Source organism: Streptomyces sp. NPDC001890, from assembly GCF_042891445.1.
Lineage (GTDB): Bacteria > Actinomycetota > Actinomycetes > Streptomycetales > Streptomycetaceae > Streptomyces.
On sequence record NZ_JBIATE010000020.1, the window covers coordinates 73,114 to 91,146 of the forward strand.

13 protein-coding genes are annotated in these 18,033 nt (G+C 72.9%); 10 read left to right on the forward strand and 3 right to left on the reverse strand.

Features of this window, described 5'->3' with window-relative positions:
* The first annotated feature begins 182 nt into the window (after window positions 1-182).
* From ACFYY1_RS33240 to ACFYY1_RS33270, 7 genes are all read left to right on the forward strand, one after another.
* Window positions 183-596: a hypothetical protein gene (locus ACFYY1_RS33240; protein ID WP_388592157.1), complete on the forward strand. Its 414-nt coding sequence runs from the start codon at window positions 183-185 to the stop codon at window positions 594-596.
* A gap of 89 nt (window positions 597-685) precedes the next feature.
* Window positions 686-2,785, forward strand: a complete 2,100-nt coding sequence (locus tag ACFYY1_RS33245; protein ID WP_388592159.1) for a phage holin family protein — start codon at window positions 686-688, stop codon at window positions 2,783-2,785.
* A 135-nt stretch (window positions 2,786-2,920) separates the two neighbouring features.
* The gene (gene ligA / locus ACFYY1_RS33250; protein ID WP_388592161.1) at window positions 2,921-5,023 is read left to right on the forward strand and encodes an NAD-dependent DNA ligase LigA; all 2,103 of its coding nucleotides are present in this window, start codon (window positions 2,921-2,923) and stop codon (window positions 5,021-5,023) included.
* 148 nt (window positions 5,024-5,171) lie between these two features.
* Window positions 5,172-5,996, forward strand: coding sequence for a rod shape-determining protein (locus ACFYY1_RS33255; RefSeq protein ID WP_388592163.1), 825 nt, complete (start codon window positions 5,172-5,174; stop codon window positions 5,994-5,996).
* A gap of 29 nt (window positions 5,997-6,025) precedes the next feature.
* Window positions 6,026-6,625 (forward strand): hypothetical protein, encoded by a 600-nt coding sequence (locus ACFYY1_RS33260; RefSeq protein WP_388592164.1) that lies wholly within the window; start codon window positions 6,026-6,028, stop codon window positions 6,623-6,625.
* A gap of 57 nt (window positions 6,626-6,682) precedes the next feature.
* A complete protein-coding gene (secD, locus tag ACFYY1_RS33265; RefSeq protein ID WP_388592166.1) occupies window positions 6,683-9,073 on the forward strand; it encodes a protein translocase subunit SecD in 2,391 nt (796 codons plus the stop codon).
* Window positions 9,074-9,202: 129 nt separating this feature from the next.
* Window positions 9,203-9,946: a DUF1275 family protein gene (locus tag ACFYY1_RS33270; protein WP_388592266.1), complete on the forward strand. Its 744-nt coding sequence runs from the start codon at window positions 9,203-9,205 to the stop codon at window positions 9,944-9,946.
* On the opposite strand, the gene ACFYY1_RS33275 is transcribed toward ACFYY1_RS33270, so the two are convergent.
* Window positions 9,936-10,739: a helix-turn-helix domain-containing protein gene (locus tag ACFYY1_RS33275; RefSeq protein ID WP_388592168.1), complete on the reverse strand. Its 804-nt coding sequence runs from the start codon at window positions 10,737-10,739 to the stop codon at window positions 9,936-9,938. The two genes, ACFYY1_RS33270 and ACFYY1_RS33275, sit on opposite strands and share 11 nt — an antisense overlap.
* A 62-nt stretch (window positions 10,740-10,801) precedes the next feature.
* Here ACFYY1_RS33275 and ACFYY1_RS33280 point away from each other — a divergent pair, with 62 nt between their 5' ends.
* Window positions 10,802-11,107, forward strand: a complete 306-nt coding sequence (locus ACFYY1_RS33280) for a 4a-hydroxytetrahydrobiopterin dehydratase (protein WP_388592170.1) — start codon at window positions 10,802-10,804, stop codon at window positions 11,105-11,107.
* Between the two features lie 104 nt (window positions 11,108-11,211).
* Here the strand turns inward: ACFYY1_RS33280 and ACFYY1_RS33285 are convergent, their stop codons facing one another.
* Together ACFYY1_RS33285 and ACFYY1_RS33290 are read right to left on the reverse strand one after the other, a co-directional pair.
* A complete protein-coding gene (locus ACFYY1_RS33285; RefSeq protein WP_388592172.1) occupies window positions 11,212-12,174 on the reverse strand; it encodes a LysR family transcriptional regulator in 963 nt (320 codons plus the stop codon).
* A 101-nt stretch (window positions 12,175-12,275) separates the two neighbouring features.
* Window positions 12,276-15,221 carry a hypothetical protein gene (locus ACFYY1_RS33290; RefSeq protein ID WP_388592173.1) on the reverse strand — a complete coding sequence of 982 codons (2,946 nt, stop codon included), beginning with the start codon at window positions 15,219-15,221 and terminating at the stop codon, window positions 12,276-12,278.
* A 365-nt stretch (window positions 15,222-15,586) separates the two neighbouring features.
* Here ACFYY1_RS33290 and ACFYY1_RS33295 point away from each other — a divergent pair, with 365 nt between their 5' ends.
* Both ACFYY1_RS33295 and ACFYY1_RS33300 read left to right on the forward strand, forming a co-directional pair.
* Window positions 15,587-16,498, forward strand: a complete 912-nt coding sequence (locus ACFYY1_RS33295; RefSeq protein ID WP_388592268.1) for a class I SAM-dependent methyltransferase — start codon at window positions 15,587-15,589, stop codon at window positions 16,496-16,498.
* Between the two features lie 171 nt (window positions 16,499-16,669).
* Entirely contained in the window at window positions 16,670-17,911 is a 1,242-nt protein-coding gene (locus ACFYY1_RS33300) for a CaiB/BaiF CoA transferase family protein (protein WP_388592175.1), read from the forward strand.
* The last annotated feature ends 122 nt before the right edge of the window (window positions 17,912-18,033 follow it).

Genomic DNA, 18,033 nt, shown 5'->3' on the forward strand with positions numbered 1-18,033 from the left:
GTTCCCGACCTCCCGGAGTTTCCCGGCTCCCGGAATGCTTTCCCCGGCATCGAGCCTAAGCGCTGGGGGCGCACAGGCGTCCCGGACCCGGGCTTCGCGCTCCTTCCGTCCCCGCACGCGCCTATTTGCGCGGGTGACCGGAGGGTAGGGTCGCCGGTACGCCTAGCACGGGGGGAACGCCCATGGGGGACGTGACGGACGTACGGGTGGCGGCCATCGCCAGCCTCACACCGCTGGAGGAGCTCGACAGCGATCCGTTCCTCGTGGACACCCGCGGCCAGCAAGACATGTGCGCCCGCTGGGCCGCGGACAAGGGCTACGTCGTCACCCGGCAGCTGCGGCTCTACGGACTGCGCCCCGACCACCACGCCCTGTGGACCGACGTCGAGAACGGCGACGTCGAACTGTTCGTCGCCGCCAACGACCGCGTGCTGGCGCGGGCACTCACCTCGGTGCCGGAGTTCGCGGCGGAGTGCGAGCGGCGCGGCGTACGCCTGGAGCTCGCCGGACTCGACGAGCCGCCGTACACCGCCCGTACGAAGGCGAGCGTGCACCGCAGGCTCTCCATGCCGACCGCCGGCTACGACGGCTGCTGACCGTCCGGCCACCGTGACCCGCGGCCCCGCTGTGAAAGGCTGGGGGCCGAGGCCCGGAACGGTGGGGCCGGACGTGAGGTGGAAACGGCGTGGGTGACGGGCGATGGCGAGCAGCCGGCAGCGCCCTGATGCGAGTGGTCGTGGTGTGGGCGGTATCGACGCTCACGATGCTGGCGCTCGCCGGGATTCTGCCGGACTTCCAGCTCCAGTCGGACGACGGCGACAGCATAACCAAGACCGCGTTCACCGCCGCCTGGGGCGCCGGAGCGTTCGGTCTGCTCTCCGCGCTGGTCTGGCCGGTCCTGGTCAGGGCGCTGCTCATCGTGCCCGCGCTCGTCCTCGGGCTGCTCGTCTTCTTCCTGAACGGCTCGCTGCTGCTGCTCGCCCTGCGGCTCATCCCGGACGGGCGCGGCGCCGCCGACCCGCAGACGGCCGTCGTCGTCGCGGCCGTGATGTCCGCCGTCGCCTCGGCGACCTCCACGGCGCTCGCCGTCCGCGACGACAACGCCTACCGTCGCAGGCTCTCCCGGCTGGCCGTCCGCCGCCGGCGCCGCACCGGCACGGACAGCGGGCGCAGCGGACCGCCGGGCACCGTCTTCATCCAGCTCGACGGAGTCGGCCACGACGCGCTCGCCCGCGCCGCCGAGGAAGGTCTGATGCCGACCGTCGCGCACTGGCTGGCCGACAAGGAGGGGCACCGGCTCACCCCGTGGCGCACCGACTGGTCCAGCCAGACCGGAGCCAGCCAGCTCGGCATCCTGCACGGCAGCAACCACGACGTCCCCGCCTTCCGCTGGTATGAGAAGGAGACCGGCGACGTCATGGTCTCCAGCAGACCCGCGAGCGCCCTCGAACTCCAGCGCAGGGCCATCGCGCGCACCCACGACGGCGGGCTGCTCACCCTGGACGGCGCCAGCCGCGGCAACCTCTTCAGCGGCGGAGCCGACCAGTTGGCGCTCGTGCTGTCCATGGCGGCCCGGTTCGGCAAGGGCCGCCGCTCCAGGGCCGGCTACTTCGCGTACTTCTCCGACCCCGCCAACGCCGTGCGCACCGCACTGTCGTTCGTGGCCGAGGTCTGCCGCGAGATCGGCCAGTCGACCCGGGCACGGATGCGGAAGGTGGCGCCCCGGATCAAGCGCGGCGGGCTGTACCCCTTCATCCGGGCCTTCGCGACCGTCGTCGAACGCGATGTGGTGGTCTCCGCCGTCATCGGGGACATGTTCGCCGGCCGGACCGCGGTCTACGCCGACCTGGTCGCCTACGACGAGGTGGCGCACCACTCCGGACCGAACAGCCGCGACGCGGAGAAGGTGCTCGCGCGCCTGGACCGCTCGCTCGCCCTGATCGTCAAGGTCGCCGAACACACCCCGCGCACCTACCGGATCGTGCTGCTGTCCGACCACGGGCAGAGCCCGGGGGAGACCTTCGCCGGGGCGTACGGGCTGACCCTCAAGGACCTGGTGCGGGCCGGCTGCGGGCTGCCCGTGTCCCGGCGGGCGCAGCGCACCCGCAGCGGCTCGGAGGCGCGGGACGCGGTACGGATCGCCCTGCACCGGCCGGTCGGCGAGGGCGCGGCGGAACCTCTCGCCAAGCCGTCCGACCCGGTGGTCCTCGCCTCCGGGAACCTCGGCCTGATCTCCTTCCCCGACATCGTGGGACGCGCCTCGCGCGAACAGCTCGACCGCAGCCACCCCGCCCTGCTCGGCACCCTCGCCAACCACCCCGGCATCGGCTTCCTGCTGGTCCGCAGCGAGCGGCACGGATCGGTGGTGCTGGGCCGCGGCGGGGCACAGATCCCGGTGTCGGAGCTGGTGGACGGGGAAGGGCCGCTGGCTCCGTTCGGCCCCGGCGCGGCCGCGGCGGTGCGGCGCACCGACACCTTCCCGCACGTCGCCGACATCATGGTCAATTCGATGTACGACGGCGCCACGGGCTGCGTGCACGCCTTCGAGGAGCAGATCGGCTCGCACGGCGGCCTGGGCGGCGAGCAGTCCAGGCCCTTCCTGCTGTGGCCGGCCGACCTGTCCGCACCGGTGGCACCGGACACGGAACTGGTCGGCGCCGAGCAGGTGCACGAGGTGCTGCGGCGCTGGCTCCGGGAGTGCTCGGGGCCGCAGATCCCGCTGCGGACGCCGGGCGCGGTGGAGGACGCCGACGAGGAGGACGGCTCGGCCCAGGCGGCGGGCTGAGAGGCCGTCGGCAGTGGTGGGCGGCCGCGGCGAGGGCGTCGTTGCCAGTGGCGGGCGGCCGGCCGGGGGCGCAGTTGGCAGTGGCGGGTGGCCGGCCGACGGCCGTTGTCAGTGGTGGGCGGCAGGATGGGGGTCATGACGAACTCAGCTGTCGCGCTCGCCGACACCGCCGCCTACGCCGCCGCCGTCGAGGAGGCCTCGCGGGCCGCCGCCGCGTACTACGCCACGGGCGAGAGCACGCTCGACGACGACGCCTACGACCGGCTGGTGCGGGGGATCGCCGCATACGAGCAGGAGCACCCCCAGGAGGTGCTGGACGCCTCCCCGACCGGCAAGGTGGCGGGCGGCGCCGCGACCGGGGACGTGCCGCACACCGTTCCGATGCTGTCCCTGGACAACGTCTTCTCGGCCGAACAGTTCGTCACCTGGACGGCGTCGCTGGAGCGCCGGATAGGCCGCCCCGTCACCGCCTGGAGCGTGGAGCCGAAGCTCGACGGACTGGCCGTCGCGGCGCGCTACCGGGCGGGCCGCCTGGAGCAGCTGATCACCCGGGGCGACGGCACCGCGGGCGAGGACGTCTCGCATGCGATCGGCACCGTGGTGGGCCTGCCCGAGCAGCTCGCCGAACCGGTGACGATCGAGATGCGCGGCGAGATCCTCATGACGACCGAGCAGTTCGAGCAGGCCAACGCCGTGCGCACCGAACACGGCGGCGCCCCCTTCGCCAACCCGAGGAACGGCGCGGCGGGCACCCTCAGGGCCAAGGACCGCGCGTACACGGTGGAGATGACGTTCTTCGCCTACGGCGCCCTGCCGCTGCCCGACTCCGGCGAGCTCACCGACACCCTCGCCGAACTCCCGCACAGCGAGGTCCTCGCCCACGCCGCCCGGCTCGGCGTGCACACCGCGGCGGACACGGACGTGGCGCCGCGCACCGTCACCACCGTCGAGGAGGTGCAGAGCCGGGTCGAGGAAGTCGCGGCCCTGCGCGCCTCGTTGCCGTTCGGCATCGACGGCATCGTCATCAAGGCCGATCTCGCCGCCGACCAGCGCGAGGCCGGATCCGGGAGCCGGGCGCCGCGCTGGGCCATCGCGTACAAGCTCCCGGCCGTCGAGAAGGTCACCCGGCTCCTGGCCGTCGAGTGGAACGTGGGCCGCACCGGCATCATCGCTCCGCGCGCCGTGCTGGAGCCGGTCGAGATCGACGGCTCGACCGTCAGCTACGCCACACTGCACAACCCCGCCGACATCACCCGCCGCGATCTGCGCCTGGGCGACCGGGTGATGGTCTACAAGGCGGGCGACATCATCCCCCGGATCGAGGCCCCCGTCGCCCATCTGCGCACCGGCGACGAGCAGCCCATCGAGTTCCCCGAGTCGTGCCCGCAGTGCGGCTCCGAGATCGACACCAGCGAGCAGCGCTGGCGCTGTGTCCGGGGCCGCGACTGCCGGCTCGTCGCCTCCGTCTCGTACGCGGCGGGCCGCGACCAGCTCGACATCGAGGGCCTCGGTGCGACCCGCGTCGTCCAGCTCGTCGACGCCGGTCTGGTGGCCGACTTCGCCGATCTGTTCACCCTCGGCCGCGAACAGCTGCTGGGCCTGGAACGGATGGGTGAGACCAGCACCGACAACCTCCTGGCCGCCATCGAGACGGCCCGTACCCAGCCGCTCTCCCGGGTCTTCTGCGCGCTGGGCGTCCGTGGTACCGGGCGCTCCATGTCGCGGCGCATCGCCCGTTACTTCGCGGACATGGACCGGATCAGGGCGGCCGACGCCGAGGAGCTCCAGCGGGTCGACGGCATCGGCAAGGAGAAGGCCGCAGGCGTCGTCGCGGAGCTGGTGGAGCTGGCCCCGCTGATCGAGAAGCTGGTGGCCGCCGGGGTCAACATGACGGAGCCCGGCGCGACGCCGCCGCCCGCGCCGGGGGAGGAGAGCACGGAATCGGCCGCCGCCACGGACGGGGCGGAGGGCACCGGTCTGCCGCTGGCGGGGATGACGGTGGTGGTCACCGGAGCCATGACCGGCGCCCTGGAGAAGCTCTCCCGCAACGAGATGAACGAGCTGATCGAGCGGGCCGGCGGGAAGTCCTCCTCCAGCGTCTCCAAGCGCACCTCGCTCCTGGTCGCCGGGGAGAAGGCCGGATCCAAGCGCACCAAGGCCGAGGACCTCGGGGTCCGGATCGCCGCGCCGGACGAGTTCGCCGAACTGGTCGCCGTCTTCCTGCCGTCGCAGGTGTGACGCACAGCCGACGCCAGCCCTTGGATTTTGCTGGGGAGTGGCTTTCTTTGCCTCCCTATTGCATAGTGAGGGCTCGGCCGTGCCTCGCTATCAGCGGGTGCATGGATGGTCTGCGTGGCTGTGGTGCCAGGGCGGCGGAGGAGGGACGATGCGTTCTCTGCACGACGGTCGGCGACCCGTCCCGTCCGCCCGCCGGGGCCACCGGGGTGTCACCCGTGGCCTCGCCCTCGATCTCGGCAGCTCCCGCACCCGCGTCTGGGTGCCCGGACACGGCGTCCTGGCCGACACCGACGTTTGCGACGGTGCCGGTACGGAGTCCGGGCACGGCAGCCCGGTCCGGCGGGGGCGCATCGTCGACCCCGAGTCCTGCGGCCGGCTGCTCGGCCGTATCGCCGACACGGCACTGGGCACGGACCGCACCGGCTCCGTGATCGTGGTCAGCCATCCCGTCCTCGCCGGGGCCCGGCACCGCGCCGAGGCGGCGGAACTGATCGCCGCCCTGGGGCCGACGACCGTCATCGCCCTCGACAGCGCGCGGGCCGCCGCCGCGGGCGCCGGACCACGGACCGGCGGGCCGCTGCTCGTCGTCGACATCGGCGCCGGACTGACCGAGGCGACCGTGCTCGTCGACGGACAGGTCCGCGACGCCCGCCAGGCCGAGACCGGGCTGGACGACTTCGACCCGGCACAGCCGCCCACCGCGGTCGTCCGCACCGTCCTGGACATGGTCATGGAGATGTGGAAGCAGGACCGGCACGGTGCCGTCCTCGGGGCCCTGCGCAAGGGCCCGTTGCTCGCCGGCGGCGGTGCCGCCCGGCCCGACATCACCAACCGGATCGCGGTCCGCCTCGGCGTACCGGTCCGTCTCGCCGACGACCCGGCGACCGCGGTCGTGCGCGGCGCGGGCCTGGTCCTCAGCTCCGTACTCCGCCAGGCCGGCGAGGCACCGGCCCTGACCGGCCGAACCGGGTGACCCCCCTCCCGGGGCCGCCCCCGGGGAATGTGCCCCCGAGGGCGCACCCGACCCTGATCCGCCGGACCGGCCCGGGGGCACGGCCGGGCGCCCCGGCACGCCTCGACACCGCGCGGGCGGCCCGGCTGCTCCTCGCCGCCCTCCTGCTCGCCGTCCTCACCTTTGTCGGCACCACCCCCGCGGCCGTCGGATCCGCACTCCCCGCCCGGCCCTTCGCCGGGGTGCCGCCCTCCGCCGCGTACACGCCCGGCGCCCATCAGCCCACCCAGCACACCGACCGGACCGCCCGCACCGGCACCGGCGCCGCCGGCACCGTCCACGACACCCGGCGCAGCCGCACCGCCACGGCGACCGACCACCACCGCTCCCAGCCGCCGCCCGAACCCCGGCCCCAGCCCCGGGCCGGCAGCGATCAGGCCCGCACCGCACACCACCTCCCGCCGCCCGGCCCCGACCTCCTGCTCCCCGGTGCCCCCGGCGCCCGAGCACCGCAGCGCGCCCACCGCCCGGTCCCCGCCGCACCCCCACGTGCCACCGACCGCTCCCGCGTCACGCTTCCCGGCGTACGCGGGCCTCCGTGGACGGCCGTTCGCCGGCCACCGGTCCTGCCACCGGTCCCGTCCCGCTGAACCGCCGTCCCGTCCTCGCCGAGGTGAGGGCGCCCGGCGCCCCCTCGGAGGAAACCCATGACTCGCGCCACCACGGTGCGAGCGGTTCTGGCTGCGGCCGTACTGCTCGTCTCCGTGCTCATCACGCTGACCATGTCACCCAGACTCGGCCTCGATCTTCAGGGCGGCACCAGAATGGTGCTCCAGGCCAAGGACTCGGACACCGCGAAGGCGGACCGGGACAGCACCGACCGCACCCTGGAGGTGCTCCGCCAGCGCATCGACTCCCTCGGCGTCGCCGAACCCACGCTGACCCGTTCCGGCGAGGACCGGATCATCGTCGAACTCCCGGACGTCCAGGATCCCCGCAAGGCCGCCGAGGTCATCGGCCGAACCGCCCAGCTCAGCTTCCACGCGGTGCAGGGGCCGGGCACGCCGACCCCGACCGAGGGGAAACCCGGCGCGCCGGACACGCCGAACGGCGAGAAGCCGGACACGCCGAACGGCGAGAAGCCGGACACGCCGAACGGCGAGAAGTCCGGCGACGGGCCGACGCTCCCCGACGAACAGGGCCGCCCCCTCGACCTCGGTCCGGCCAGGCTCTCCGGCGCGGGTGTCAAGGACGCCACCGCCGTTTTCGACGCCCAGCAGGGCGCGGGCTGGACCGTCTCCCTCGACTTCCACAAGGACGCGGGCCGGGACTGGACCCGGCTGACCGGCGAAGCCGCCTGCCACCCGGCCCAGGACGACCGGCGTCGCGTCGCCATCGTCCTCGACGAGCAGATCATCTCCTCGCCGCAGGTCTCGCCCTCCGTCGCCTGCAATGCGGGCCTGCCCTCCGGATCCACCCAGATCACCGGATCGTTCAGCGCGGACGAGGCCCGCGAACTGGCCCTGCTGATCAAGGGCGGTGCCCTGCCGCTCCCCGTCGAGATCGTCGAGCAGCGGACGGTGGGCCCGACCCTCGGCGCCGAGGCCATCGACGCCAGCGCACGGGCCGCCCTCATCGGCGCCGCCGCCACCGCGCTCTTCATCACCCTCGTGTACCGGCTCTTCGGCGCACTGGCCGCCGTCGCACTCGGCGCCTACGGACTGATCTCCTACGCGGCCCTGGTGGCCCTCGGCGTCACCCTCACCCTTCCGGGCCTCGCCGGATTCGTCCTGGCCATCGGGATGGCGGTCGACGCCAATGTGCTGGTCTTCGAGCGGGCCAGGGAGGAACGCACCCAGCATCCGGGCCGCTCGCTGCGCTCCTCGCTGACCGCCGGATTCCGTGGCGCCTGGAGCGCCGTCGCCGACTCCAACGTGACGACGCTGATCGCGGCCGGGCTGCTCTTCTTCCTCGGCTCGGGACCGGTGAAGGGCTTCGGAGTCACCCTCGCCATCGGCGTGCTGGCCTCCATGTTCTCCGCGCTCGTCATCGCCCGCGCACTCACCGAGATCGCCGCCGGTTCCCGGTTCGTCGGCGACTACCCGGGCGTCAACGGCATCTCCGGCCCCGGCCGGGTGCGCACCTGGCTGAAGAGCCGCGACCCCCAGCTGATGCGGTCCCCGCGCCGCTGGCTGCTGGTCTCCTCGGCACTGGTCGCCGTGGCCGTCCTCGGTATCTTCGTGCGCGGCGTCGACCTGGGCGTCGAATTCACCGGCGGCCGGCTCGTCGAGTACTCGACCAGTCGGCCCGTCGACGTGGAGCAGGCCCGCACAGCGCTCGCCGGTGCGGGCTTCGGTGACGCCGAGGTCACCACGGCGGGCGCGGGCGACATCTCCGTACGGACCGGGAAACTCGACAACGACGGCGAACACGCCCTGCGCGCCGCCCTCGCGGAGGAGGGCGGCAAGACCACCAAGGTCCGTGACGAGCTCATCGGCCCCAGCCTCGGCGACGAACTGCGGCGCAACGCCCTGATCGCGCTCGGCATCGCCGTCCTCGTCCAGCTGGCGTATCTGGCGATCAGGTTCCGCTGGACGTTCGCGTTGGGCTCGGTCGCGGCGCTGGTCCACGACGTCATCATCCTGGTCGGTGCCTTCGCCTGGCTGGGGCGCCCCGTCGACGGCATCTTCCTGGCCGCGCTCCTCACCGTCATCGGATACTCCGTCAACGACTCGGTGGTGGTCTTCGACCGGGTGCGGGAACTGTGGGCGAAGGCCCGTCGCACCCCCGTCGCCGAGGTCGCCAACCGGGCCGTCCTCCAGACCGTCCCGAGAACGCTCAACACCGGAATGGGCGCCCTCTTCATCCTCACCGCACTCGCCGTACTGGGTGGTGACTCGCTGGCCGACTTCGCGCTCGCGCTGCTGATCGGCATCTGCGTCGGCACGTACTCCTCGGTGATGACCGCCGTCCCGGCCGCCCTGGTCCTGGAACGGAGCAGCAAGGCACCGCCGCCCGCCCGGAAGCGGGCCCCCGGCCGCCGCTCCGGCACCAGAACGGTGCGTCGCGACCCGCTCGACAACGGAGCACGCGTGTAGCGGCCGGTGCGCCGCCCGGTCCTCCCCGGCCCGGGCGGCGCAGCTGAGCCGGTCGTGGCGTTCCACGGGGCCGGGGCGGAGAATCCGAGCAGTCGCCCCCGTGATCGGAGTGTGCCCGTGCCCGTGCCCGTGCCCGGCCTGCTGCGTGAGGCGTGGTCCACCGTCGTTCCGGACCTGAACGACCGTCATGGACCGCTGCCGCCCCTGATGCTCGCCCTGACCGTCGTCACCGGACTGGTCGACGCCGTCAGCTATCTGGAACTGGGCCGGGTGTTCGTGGCGAACATGACCGGAAACGTGGTCTTCTCCGGCTTCGCCATCGCCGGAGCACCGGGATTCTCGCTCGCCGCGTCGCTCGTCGCGCTCGCCGCGTTCGCGGTCGGGGCCCTGCTCGGCGGCCTGATCGTGCACCACACCCTGACGCACCGCGGCCGGATGCTGCTGTACGCGCTCCTCGTGGAGACCGCCTGCGTCCTGGCCGCGCTGATCGTCACCGCGATCTCCGGCCACCCCTTCACCGGCGGGGTCCGCTTCGCGCTCGTCGTGCTGCTCGGTCTGGGACTCGGCGTGCAGAACGCGGTCTCCAGGGCGCTGGCGGTACCCGATCTCACCACGACCGTGCTGACCCTGACCATCACCGGCATCCTCTCCGACAGCCGGTTCGCCGGCGGAGGCGGCAGCCGGGCCGGACGGCGGGTCCTCTCGGCCGCCGCGATGATGCTCGGCGCGGTCGCCGGCGCCGCGGCCGTACTGCACGGACACCCGAGACTTCCGCTGCTGCTCGCCGTGGCCGTCCTGGTCTGCGTGACCGTCGCCGCGATCGCGCCGGCGCGATCCGGGGCACCGTGGACCGCTCCGGTCGTCAGGAAGTGAGCGAGCGCAGGTGGTCGGCGGTGGCCCGGTCGGCGGGCAGGAACGTCTCGATCGCCAACTCGGCCACCGTCACATCCATGGGCGTGTTGAACGTCGCGATGGAGCAGACGAAGGAGAGCACCTGCCCGCCGTGCTCGATCAGCAACGGCAGCGCGAACGGCAGCGACGGAGCGGGTTCGAAGCCGGCGGAGCCGGTGCTCTCCGGTACGGGATAGCCCGCGACCTCCTCGTACAGCTCACGCAGCCGTGGCGAACGGGCCAGGGCGATCTGACGTTCCATCTGGGACAGCAGATCGGCCCGCCATTCCCGCAGATTGCGGATGCGCGGCGCCAGACCCTGCGGGTGCAGGGTGAGCCGCATGGCATTCAGCGGCGGTACGAGCAGGTGCTCGGCCACCGGGTCCATCAGCATCGCCATGCCCCGATTGGCCGCCACCACGTCGTACGTACCGTCGACGACCAGCGCCGGATACGGTTCGTACGCCTGGAGCAGCCGGTCCACCCCCTCGCGCAGCGCGCCCAGCGCCGGGTCGTCGAACGCGGTCTGTGCATAGCGGGGTGCGTAACCGCCCACCAGCAGAAGGGCGTTGCGTTCCCTGACCGGTACGTCGAGATGCTCGGCCAGCCGCAGGATCATCTCCTCGCTGGGACGGGAGCGGCCCGTCTCGATGAAGGAGATGTGCCGGGCCGAGGAATCGGCACGGAGCGCCAGCTCCAGTTGGCTGATCCGGCGCTGCTCCCGCCAACTGCGCAGCAGCGGCCCTACCCCCGTGTCAATCGCCACAGTCGTCATACCGAGACCGTAACGTCACCGGCACCGCCGACCGGCACCGACCGACGATGAGGAGTCGCCGTATGCCCGCCGCACCGCTGTCGCAGCAGGAGATCGAGGACCGACTGGGTGAACTGCCCGGCTGGTCGCTGGAAGGGGACCGGATCACCTGCACCTACCGGCTCCACAGCCACTTCGCCGCCCTCGGGCTGACCGCGCACGTGGCCGCGATCCAGGACGAAATGAACCACCACTCCGATCTGACCCTCGGCTACAACACCGTCTCCCTCTCCGTGAACACGCACGACGCGGGAGGTGTGGTCACCGAGAGCGATCTGAAGCTGGCCGCGCGGGTGGTGGCGATCGCCGACGGGCACGGCGTGCGGTAGCCGCGGCGGCCCCCGGCACCGGCCCCCGGCACCGGCCCCCGGCGCTCGGTAACCGACGCCCGGCCCCGGCGCTCGGTAACCGACGCCCGGCCCCCGGCACGCCGTCACATCGCCGCGCCGAACCGTGGGTGCGCGGCGAGCCAGCGCGTGTAGCTCTCGCTGCGCTCCACGGCCTCCGCGTACGCCGCCCGGGTGTGCCCGCTCACCGCCCCCGCCGCCGCGTCGGCCGCCGCCGACCGCGGATGCCAGCCCAGCAGATGACGCCAGCTGAGCGGCGCGCCGGAGATGGGCCGTGTCACCACCCCGGGCGTCGGCGGGAACGTCGCCCGGCACAGCCCGACCGCCCGGCCCACCTGCACGAGGTGGACGACGGACGCGGTGTCCGTCTCGTACACCGAGACCGGACTGAACCCGGCCCGCGCGCAGGCACCGACGAAACAGTCGGCGAAGCAGCCCTCGCCCGGCACGTCCGCCCAGCACTCGTCCGCCAGGGCGGAGAGGCCGAGTTCCTGCTCACCGGCCAGCCGATGGGTGTCCGGCAGCATCACGAAGACCGGGTCGATGCCGATGACCTGCCAGGTCAACCGGTCGTGCGCCGGCGGCGGGCTCTCCCCGCAGGCCCCGATGAGCGCGAAGTCGAGTCTGCCGTCGATGAGTTGGGAGGCGATCTCGCCGACCGACCAGGAGGTGTACGTCGACACGGGCGCGGCCGGGTGCGCGGCGGCCAGCCGGTCCACCAGGCCGCCCAGCAGCGGTCCGTGCGTGCCGCCCAGCCGGAAGCGCTCCATGGTTCCCCAGGCATTGGCGAACCGCACCGCCTCCTCCTGGAGTTCGCTCACGGCGGGCAGCACCACCCGGGCCCGTTCCAGTACCAGCTCGCCCAGGAGCGTGGGCCGGGCGCCGGTGTGGTCCCGGTCGAAGAGCGGGCCGCCGAGTGCCTTCTCGATCCTCCGCAACTGAGCGCTCAGCGCGGGCTGGGCCAGCCCGAGGCTCGCGGCCGCCTTGGTCAGGCTGCCGGTGTCGGCGATGGCACGGACGGTTCGCAGATGGCGCAACTCCAGCTCCATAAACGCAAGTTATGGGCCAGGGGGTCCACCGGCAATATGCCGGTCTCCATTGGGTGACGGTCTGTCCGAAACAGGGAAGGACGGACCCGGTCCGTGCCCGGTCACCCGGCGGTGAGCTCGACCAGCTGCACGCCGCTGTACGCCGGTATCCCGTCCCGGGTGACGACCGCGCGGACCGTGACCCACCCGGTGGCACCCCCGGGGTCGGGCGCGAGCCACACACTGCCGTCGGCGTCGGTCACGAGGTGGGCGATCGGCCGGCCCTCCAGTTCCCAGTCGATGTCGGCGCCGGTCAGGTCGACCGGCGTGCCGTCCCAGGCGGCGAGGGTCAGCGCCGCCCGGGTGGAACCGGCGGCGGGGAGTTCGGCCGGCGTGGCGGTGAGCCGCAGGTCGGCGTGGATCGTGTCGGACCGGTACCCCGCCAGATCCGCCGGGTACCAGGCGAGTTCGGGAACGAACCGGCCGTCCTTCCAGCGCGCGAGATAGCCGGGCCGGTGGTGCGCGTCGTCGATCAGCGCGTACGTCGGGGTCCCGTGTTCGGAGGCGACGAAGCCGTGCGGCGCGACGGTCACGGTGCCCGGGGTGCCGGGCAGCGGCAGCGCGCGGGGCTGGATGTCGTGGCTGGCGACGATCTCCACGCCCCCGTCGAACACCGTCCGCGACACCTTCAGATCCTCGGTGAGGTACCGGAACGCCGTCATCGCCTTCCCGAAACACCGGCCGGCGACCCGCCTCTGGACCAGCGACAGCCCCTTGAGCATCTCGAATCCGCGCCCCGCCATGAAGTCCCGCTCCATGTGCTGGGCCTGGTAGTGCAGATTGAGGCCGAAGGCCAGCGCCCAGCTCAGGTTCTCGGTGGTGTCGACGCCGCGGTCGAGGTTGTGCGGGTAGAACGCGACCTTGTCGTGCATGACGGCGGTCCCCAGCGGCCACTGCTGCACGAGGACGCCGTTGCGGTTCGGGCCGTCGTACGTGTTGGCCCGGTCTGCCTGCATGGTGTTCAGGTAGAAGCCGAGGCTGGACGCCAGGGTCTGGAAGAGCCGGTCCCCGCCGACCCCCTCGGTGCCGATCGGCAGGATCGCGGCGGACTGCGCGGTCTGCTCCACCAGCTCCTCGCAGTACGCGTACGGCGGCGCGCAGAAGTCGGCCGCGTAGTCGTACTCCCGGCGCGCGATCTCGTCCTGGAACATCATGTCCAGTCCGTAGGTGTCGCGGAACGTGCGGAGCTGGTCGAGGATCAGCGCCCGGGGCGCCTTCCGCCAGCCGCCGATGAGATACCCGAGGCTGGCGGTGTGCGTCTTGGTGACGAGCTTGCCGCGCCCGTCGCGGATCCCGATCCGCTCGACGCCGCCGAGCTCCGCGACCGCCCGGCTGTCGGGGTGCCACCAGGTGGGGTTGGTGTACGCGCTGGCGTAGTGCCCGCCGTCGTGGACGGTGTCGATGAGGCGCTGGAACTCCGCGGGCCCGCCGAGGTAGTCGAAGGTGAGGAAGTCCGGGTAGTGGTGGTCGTGCTGTCCGTCGGAGTAGTAACTGGCCAGCTCGACGCTGTACGGGCCGCCGGGCACGGCACGCAGGTATTCGAGGGCTGCTTCCGGCCGGCCCGTGGCCCGGGTGCCGCCGGTCGGCTGCCACAGGTCCACCTTGAGGTGCACCGCGTCGGGCAGCCCCGCGCGCAGCCGCGGGCCGAGCTTGTCCGGCAGCCCGCGCCAGGAGTCCATCGCGTTGTCCGCCCGGTAGGCCGCGAACAGGTCGAACGCGGTGCCTCCGGCGGCCAGCCGGGTCGCCGGCAGGTCCCCGGACCCGCCGGGGGCGATCCAGGCGTCCACCCGGTGCATCAGCCCGGTCAGGGCCTCCTCGCGGGCGCGGGCACCCACGAAGCCGAACTGCGTCGGCCGGTAGGGCTTCCCGCTCGCGGGCTGTACGCAGTACACGCCGAGCGCGGAGTCGTCCTCCTCGAACAGGATCAGGTCGTGGGTCGCGGTCGGCATGCCGTAGTTGGCGTAGAAGCCGCCGGCGAGCACCGGCCGGGTGTGCGCCATCCCGCCCCATTTCGGCGCGATGCCTAGCATGGTGCCCTCCGCGGGGATGGTCCGGTACGCGACCTCGGGGCAGGCGACCCGGAGGACGGGCCGGGTCCAGAGGTTCCGGATGGCGGTGGGGCGCAGTTCCAGGCGGCCCGCACGGAGCCGTACCGCCACCTCGGCGGCGAAGAACCCGGGCACGGTGAGCCCGATCCTGGCCTCGTCGGCGGCGACCCGGGCGACCTCGGCCGTGGCCTCGTCGGAGAAGACGCCGGTGCCGTTGTCGTAGTAGACGGCGAGCGGCAGCACACCGGGGGACTGGGCCCGGCCGCCGGACGTCCAGTCGAGCAGCCGGCCGCGACCGTCGATGAGGACCCGGTCGGCGCCGCTGGTCAGTTCCAGTGCGCCGGCCCGGCTCCAGCCGGCCACCGGCCCGCCGTCGCCGACCACCTCCACCCGGTCCACGTCGAGCACGAGCGGATCGGGCGACTGCTTGTCGTCGGGGAAGAACACGAGCACGAGCCGGCGCAGCGGGCGGGTGAGCCGGCCGTCTCCCTTTCCGCTCCACGTCATCCGGGCCAGTCGCTGAGGTTCGAAGGTGACCCTGGTCCGCCCGTCGAATCCGGCCGGGTCGACCCTGCTCGCGAGCGTCCCCCACTCCTCGCTGTCCCCGTCGAAGAGCTTCAGCCAGAGGTTGCCCTTCTTCGGCGTGACCCCGGTGAGCCAGACCGACACCCGGGCGAGGCCGGGTACGTACGGGCTCGGGAAGGCCACCGAGAACTCGCTGTACGTGCCGGCCATGGTGACGCGCGCCTGCCCGGCCGTGCCGGTGGCCGCGAGCGTGGTGTTGTGCAGTGTGGTCGGCGGCAGGTCGTGCGATACGCCGTCGATGACGAGGCGCACGGCCCCGGCGTCGGAGGCGTCGTCGCCCGGGGCGGGCGCGGCGACGGCGGGTGCCGCCCCGGACAGGGCGACGGCCGGTGCGGACACGGCGGCGGTTCCGGCAAGGAAGGTGCGGCGCTTCATGGGTACGCTCCGGCGTCGGCTCGATGGGGGCGGGCGAGTGCACCGTATGGGCTCGGTATTGACGCGTCAACACCCCTGCCGTGCAGGCTTGTTGGGCGATGAATTAGCGCGCTAAGGCCCGCGCGGGGGTGGTGCTCGTGGCGCCTGGCCCTCGCCTGCCCCGCCCATCAGGGGGAATCTCTCCTCGGGTGGAAGGCTGTCGCGCCCCGGGGGAGTCCCGGCCCCGAGCTGCTTGACGCGTGAAGGGGGTGCTGTGCGGGGGAGCCATGACGCGTCATGCGTATGACTTGCTGAACCGGCAACGAAACTTGCCAGGAGGCTCGACCGGGGGTGAGGCTGTCCCCATGAGTCAGCACACCGATCACGTGAGTCAGCCCACCGGTCACGGCCACCACCATGGCGCCCCGCAGGGACATCACCACGACCACGACCACGGCGACCTCGACTGGGACGTCATGGGGCCGATGCTGGAGCAGGAGGCCGAGATCAGCCGGCCGCAGTACGAGGAGGCCGCCCGCTGGATCGCCGGGCTTCCCACGGCACCGAAGGTGCGCAGGGTGCTCGACATCGGCAGCGGGCCGGGCGTCATCGCCTGCCTGCTCGCCGAGGTGTTCCCCGAGGCGGAGGTCGTCGCCGTCGACGGCACCGCGGCACTCCTGGAACGCACCCGCGCCCGCGCCGAACGGCTCGGCCTCGGCGACCGGGTCGGCACCCGGCACGCCGAGATCCCCGACGACCTCGAAGGGCTCGGCGAGGCGGACCTCATCTGGGCCGGCAACGCCCTGCACCACATGGGGGACCAGCGCGCCGTCCTCGCCGGATTCGCCGCACTGCTGCGCCCCGGCGGAACGATCGCCCTGGCCGAGGGCGGTCTGCAGCCCCGCCGCCTCCCGCGCGACATCGGCATGGGGCGGCCCGGCCTGGAGGCCAGGCTCGAAGCGATCAACGCGGACCGGTTCGAGAACATGCGGGCCGCACTGCCCGGCACCAAGCGGGAGACCGAGGACTGGAGCGCCCTGTTCACCGCCGTGGGGCTGGAGCCGCAGGGCACCCGCAGCTTCCTGCTCGACCTTCCGGCGCCCCTCCCCGACCGGGCCCGCGACCATGTCGTCGCCGAGCTCACCCGTCGCCGCGAGATGTTCGAGGACGACCTCTCGGCCGAGGACATCGCCGTACTCGACCGGCTGCTCGACCCCGAGGACCCGGCCGGACTGCGCCGGCGCCCCGATGTCTTCCTGCTCTCGGCGCGGACCGTGCACCTGGGCCGCCGGGCCTGACGCCGACCGGATCCCCCGCCCGCGGCCCATCGACGGATTGGAGTGGTACGCGGGGTCCGGACAGGACATCTCGTCCACTGGCACGGGGTGTGCGGCATGCCCAGGATGAGGCTTCGCGATCGCGGCCGGCAGCGGCCCGGCGCGTGACAGGCCTTGTCGAGAGGGAGTCGAATGCAGCACACCCCAGCCACCCCGGACACCGGATCGACCCCGCCGGACTCCCCGTCGCGGACGCGGCTGCCGGACGGTCGCCCGGCGGGCACGCCCGTTCCCGGCCCCCTGTCGGGCGTCGTGGTCGCCGACTTCGGGCGGGTGCTGGCCGCCCCGTACGCCACGATGCTCCTCGCGGACCTCGGCGCCGACGTCATCAAGGTGGAGCGTCCCGGCGCGGGCGACGACACCCGGGCCTGGGGACCGCCCCACGCCCATGGGGAGTCGACGTACTTCCTGTCCGTGAACCGCAACAAGCGGTCCTTCGCCATCGATCTCGGCACGCCGGAAGGGCGCCGCGACGCCCATGCGCTGGTGCGCCGCGCCGATGTGCTCTTCGAGAACTTCCGCCCCGGCACGATGGACAAGTACGGACTCTCCTACGCGCAGGCCGAGGCGCTCAACCCCGGCATCGTCTACTGCTCGGTGACCGGATTCGGATCCGGCGAAGGCGCCGGGCTGCCCGGCTACGACCTGCTGCTGCAAGCGGTCGGCGGGCTGATGAGCGTCACCGGGCCCGCACCGGGACAGCCCGTCAAGACGGGTGTGGCGCTCGTCGACGTGCTCACCGGACTGCACGCGGCCGTGGGCGTCATGGCGGCGTTGCGCCACCGCGACGCGACCGGTGAGGGCCAGCACGTCGAGGTCGATCTGCTGTCCTCGCTGCTGTCGAGCATGGTGAACCAGGCTGGTGGCTACACCCTGGCCGGTCAGGTGCCGGGCATCCTCGGCAACCGTCACCCGTCCATCGCCCCGTACGAGGTCTACCGGGCGGCGGACCGGCCGCTGGTGGTCGCCGTCGGGAACGACCGGCAGTTCCGGTCCCTGTGCCGGGGCCTGGGCGCCGAGGAGCTGGCCGCCGACCCCCGGTTCGTCTCGAACGCGGACCGGGTGGCACACGTCGACGCGCTGGCCGAGGAGATGTCCCCGCGGCTCGCCACGCGCACCGCGGCCGAGTGGTTCGCCCTGCTGACCCCGCTCGGGGTGCCCTGCGGCCCGGTCAACGACCTCGCGGGAGCCTTCGATCTCGCCGAGCGTCTGGGCCTGTCGCCGCGGGTCACACCGGCCGACGCGGACCCCGACGACCCCATGCGCCTGGTGGCCAACCCCATCGGGCTGTCCCGCACCCCGCCGCGCTACGAACGGCGGCCGCCGCGTGTCGGTGAGCACACCGAGGACCTCAGACGCTGGCTGGACAGCTGACCTGGGCTTTTGCGGCATCAGTGTCTGGCCCGGCCCGTGTCAAGGCAAGACACACTGCCGCCAGGGTGAGTGGCCATCAGAAAGTCCCCTGTGCAGGCTAATGGCGAGTCAACTGACCCTGT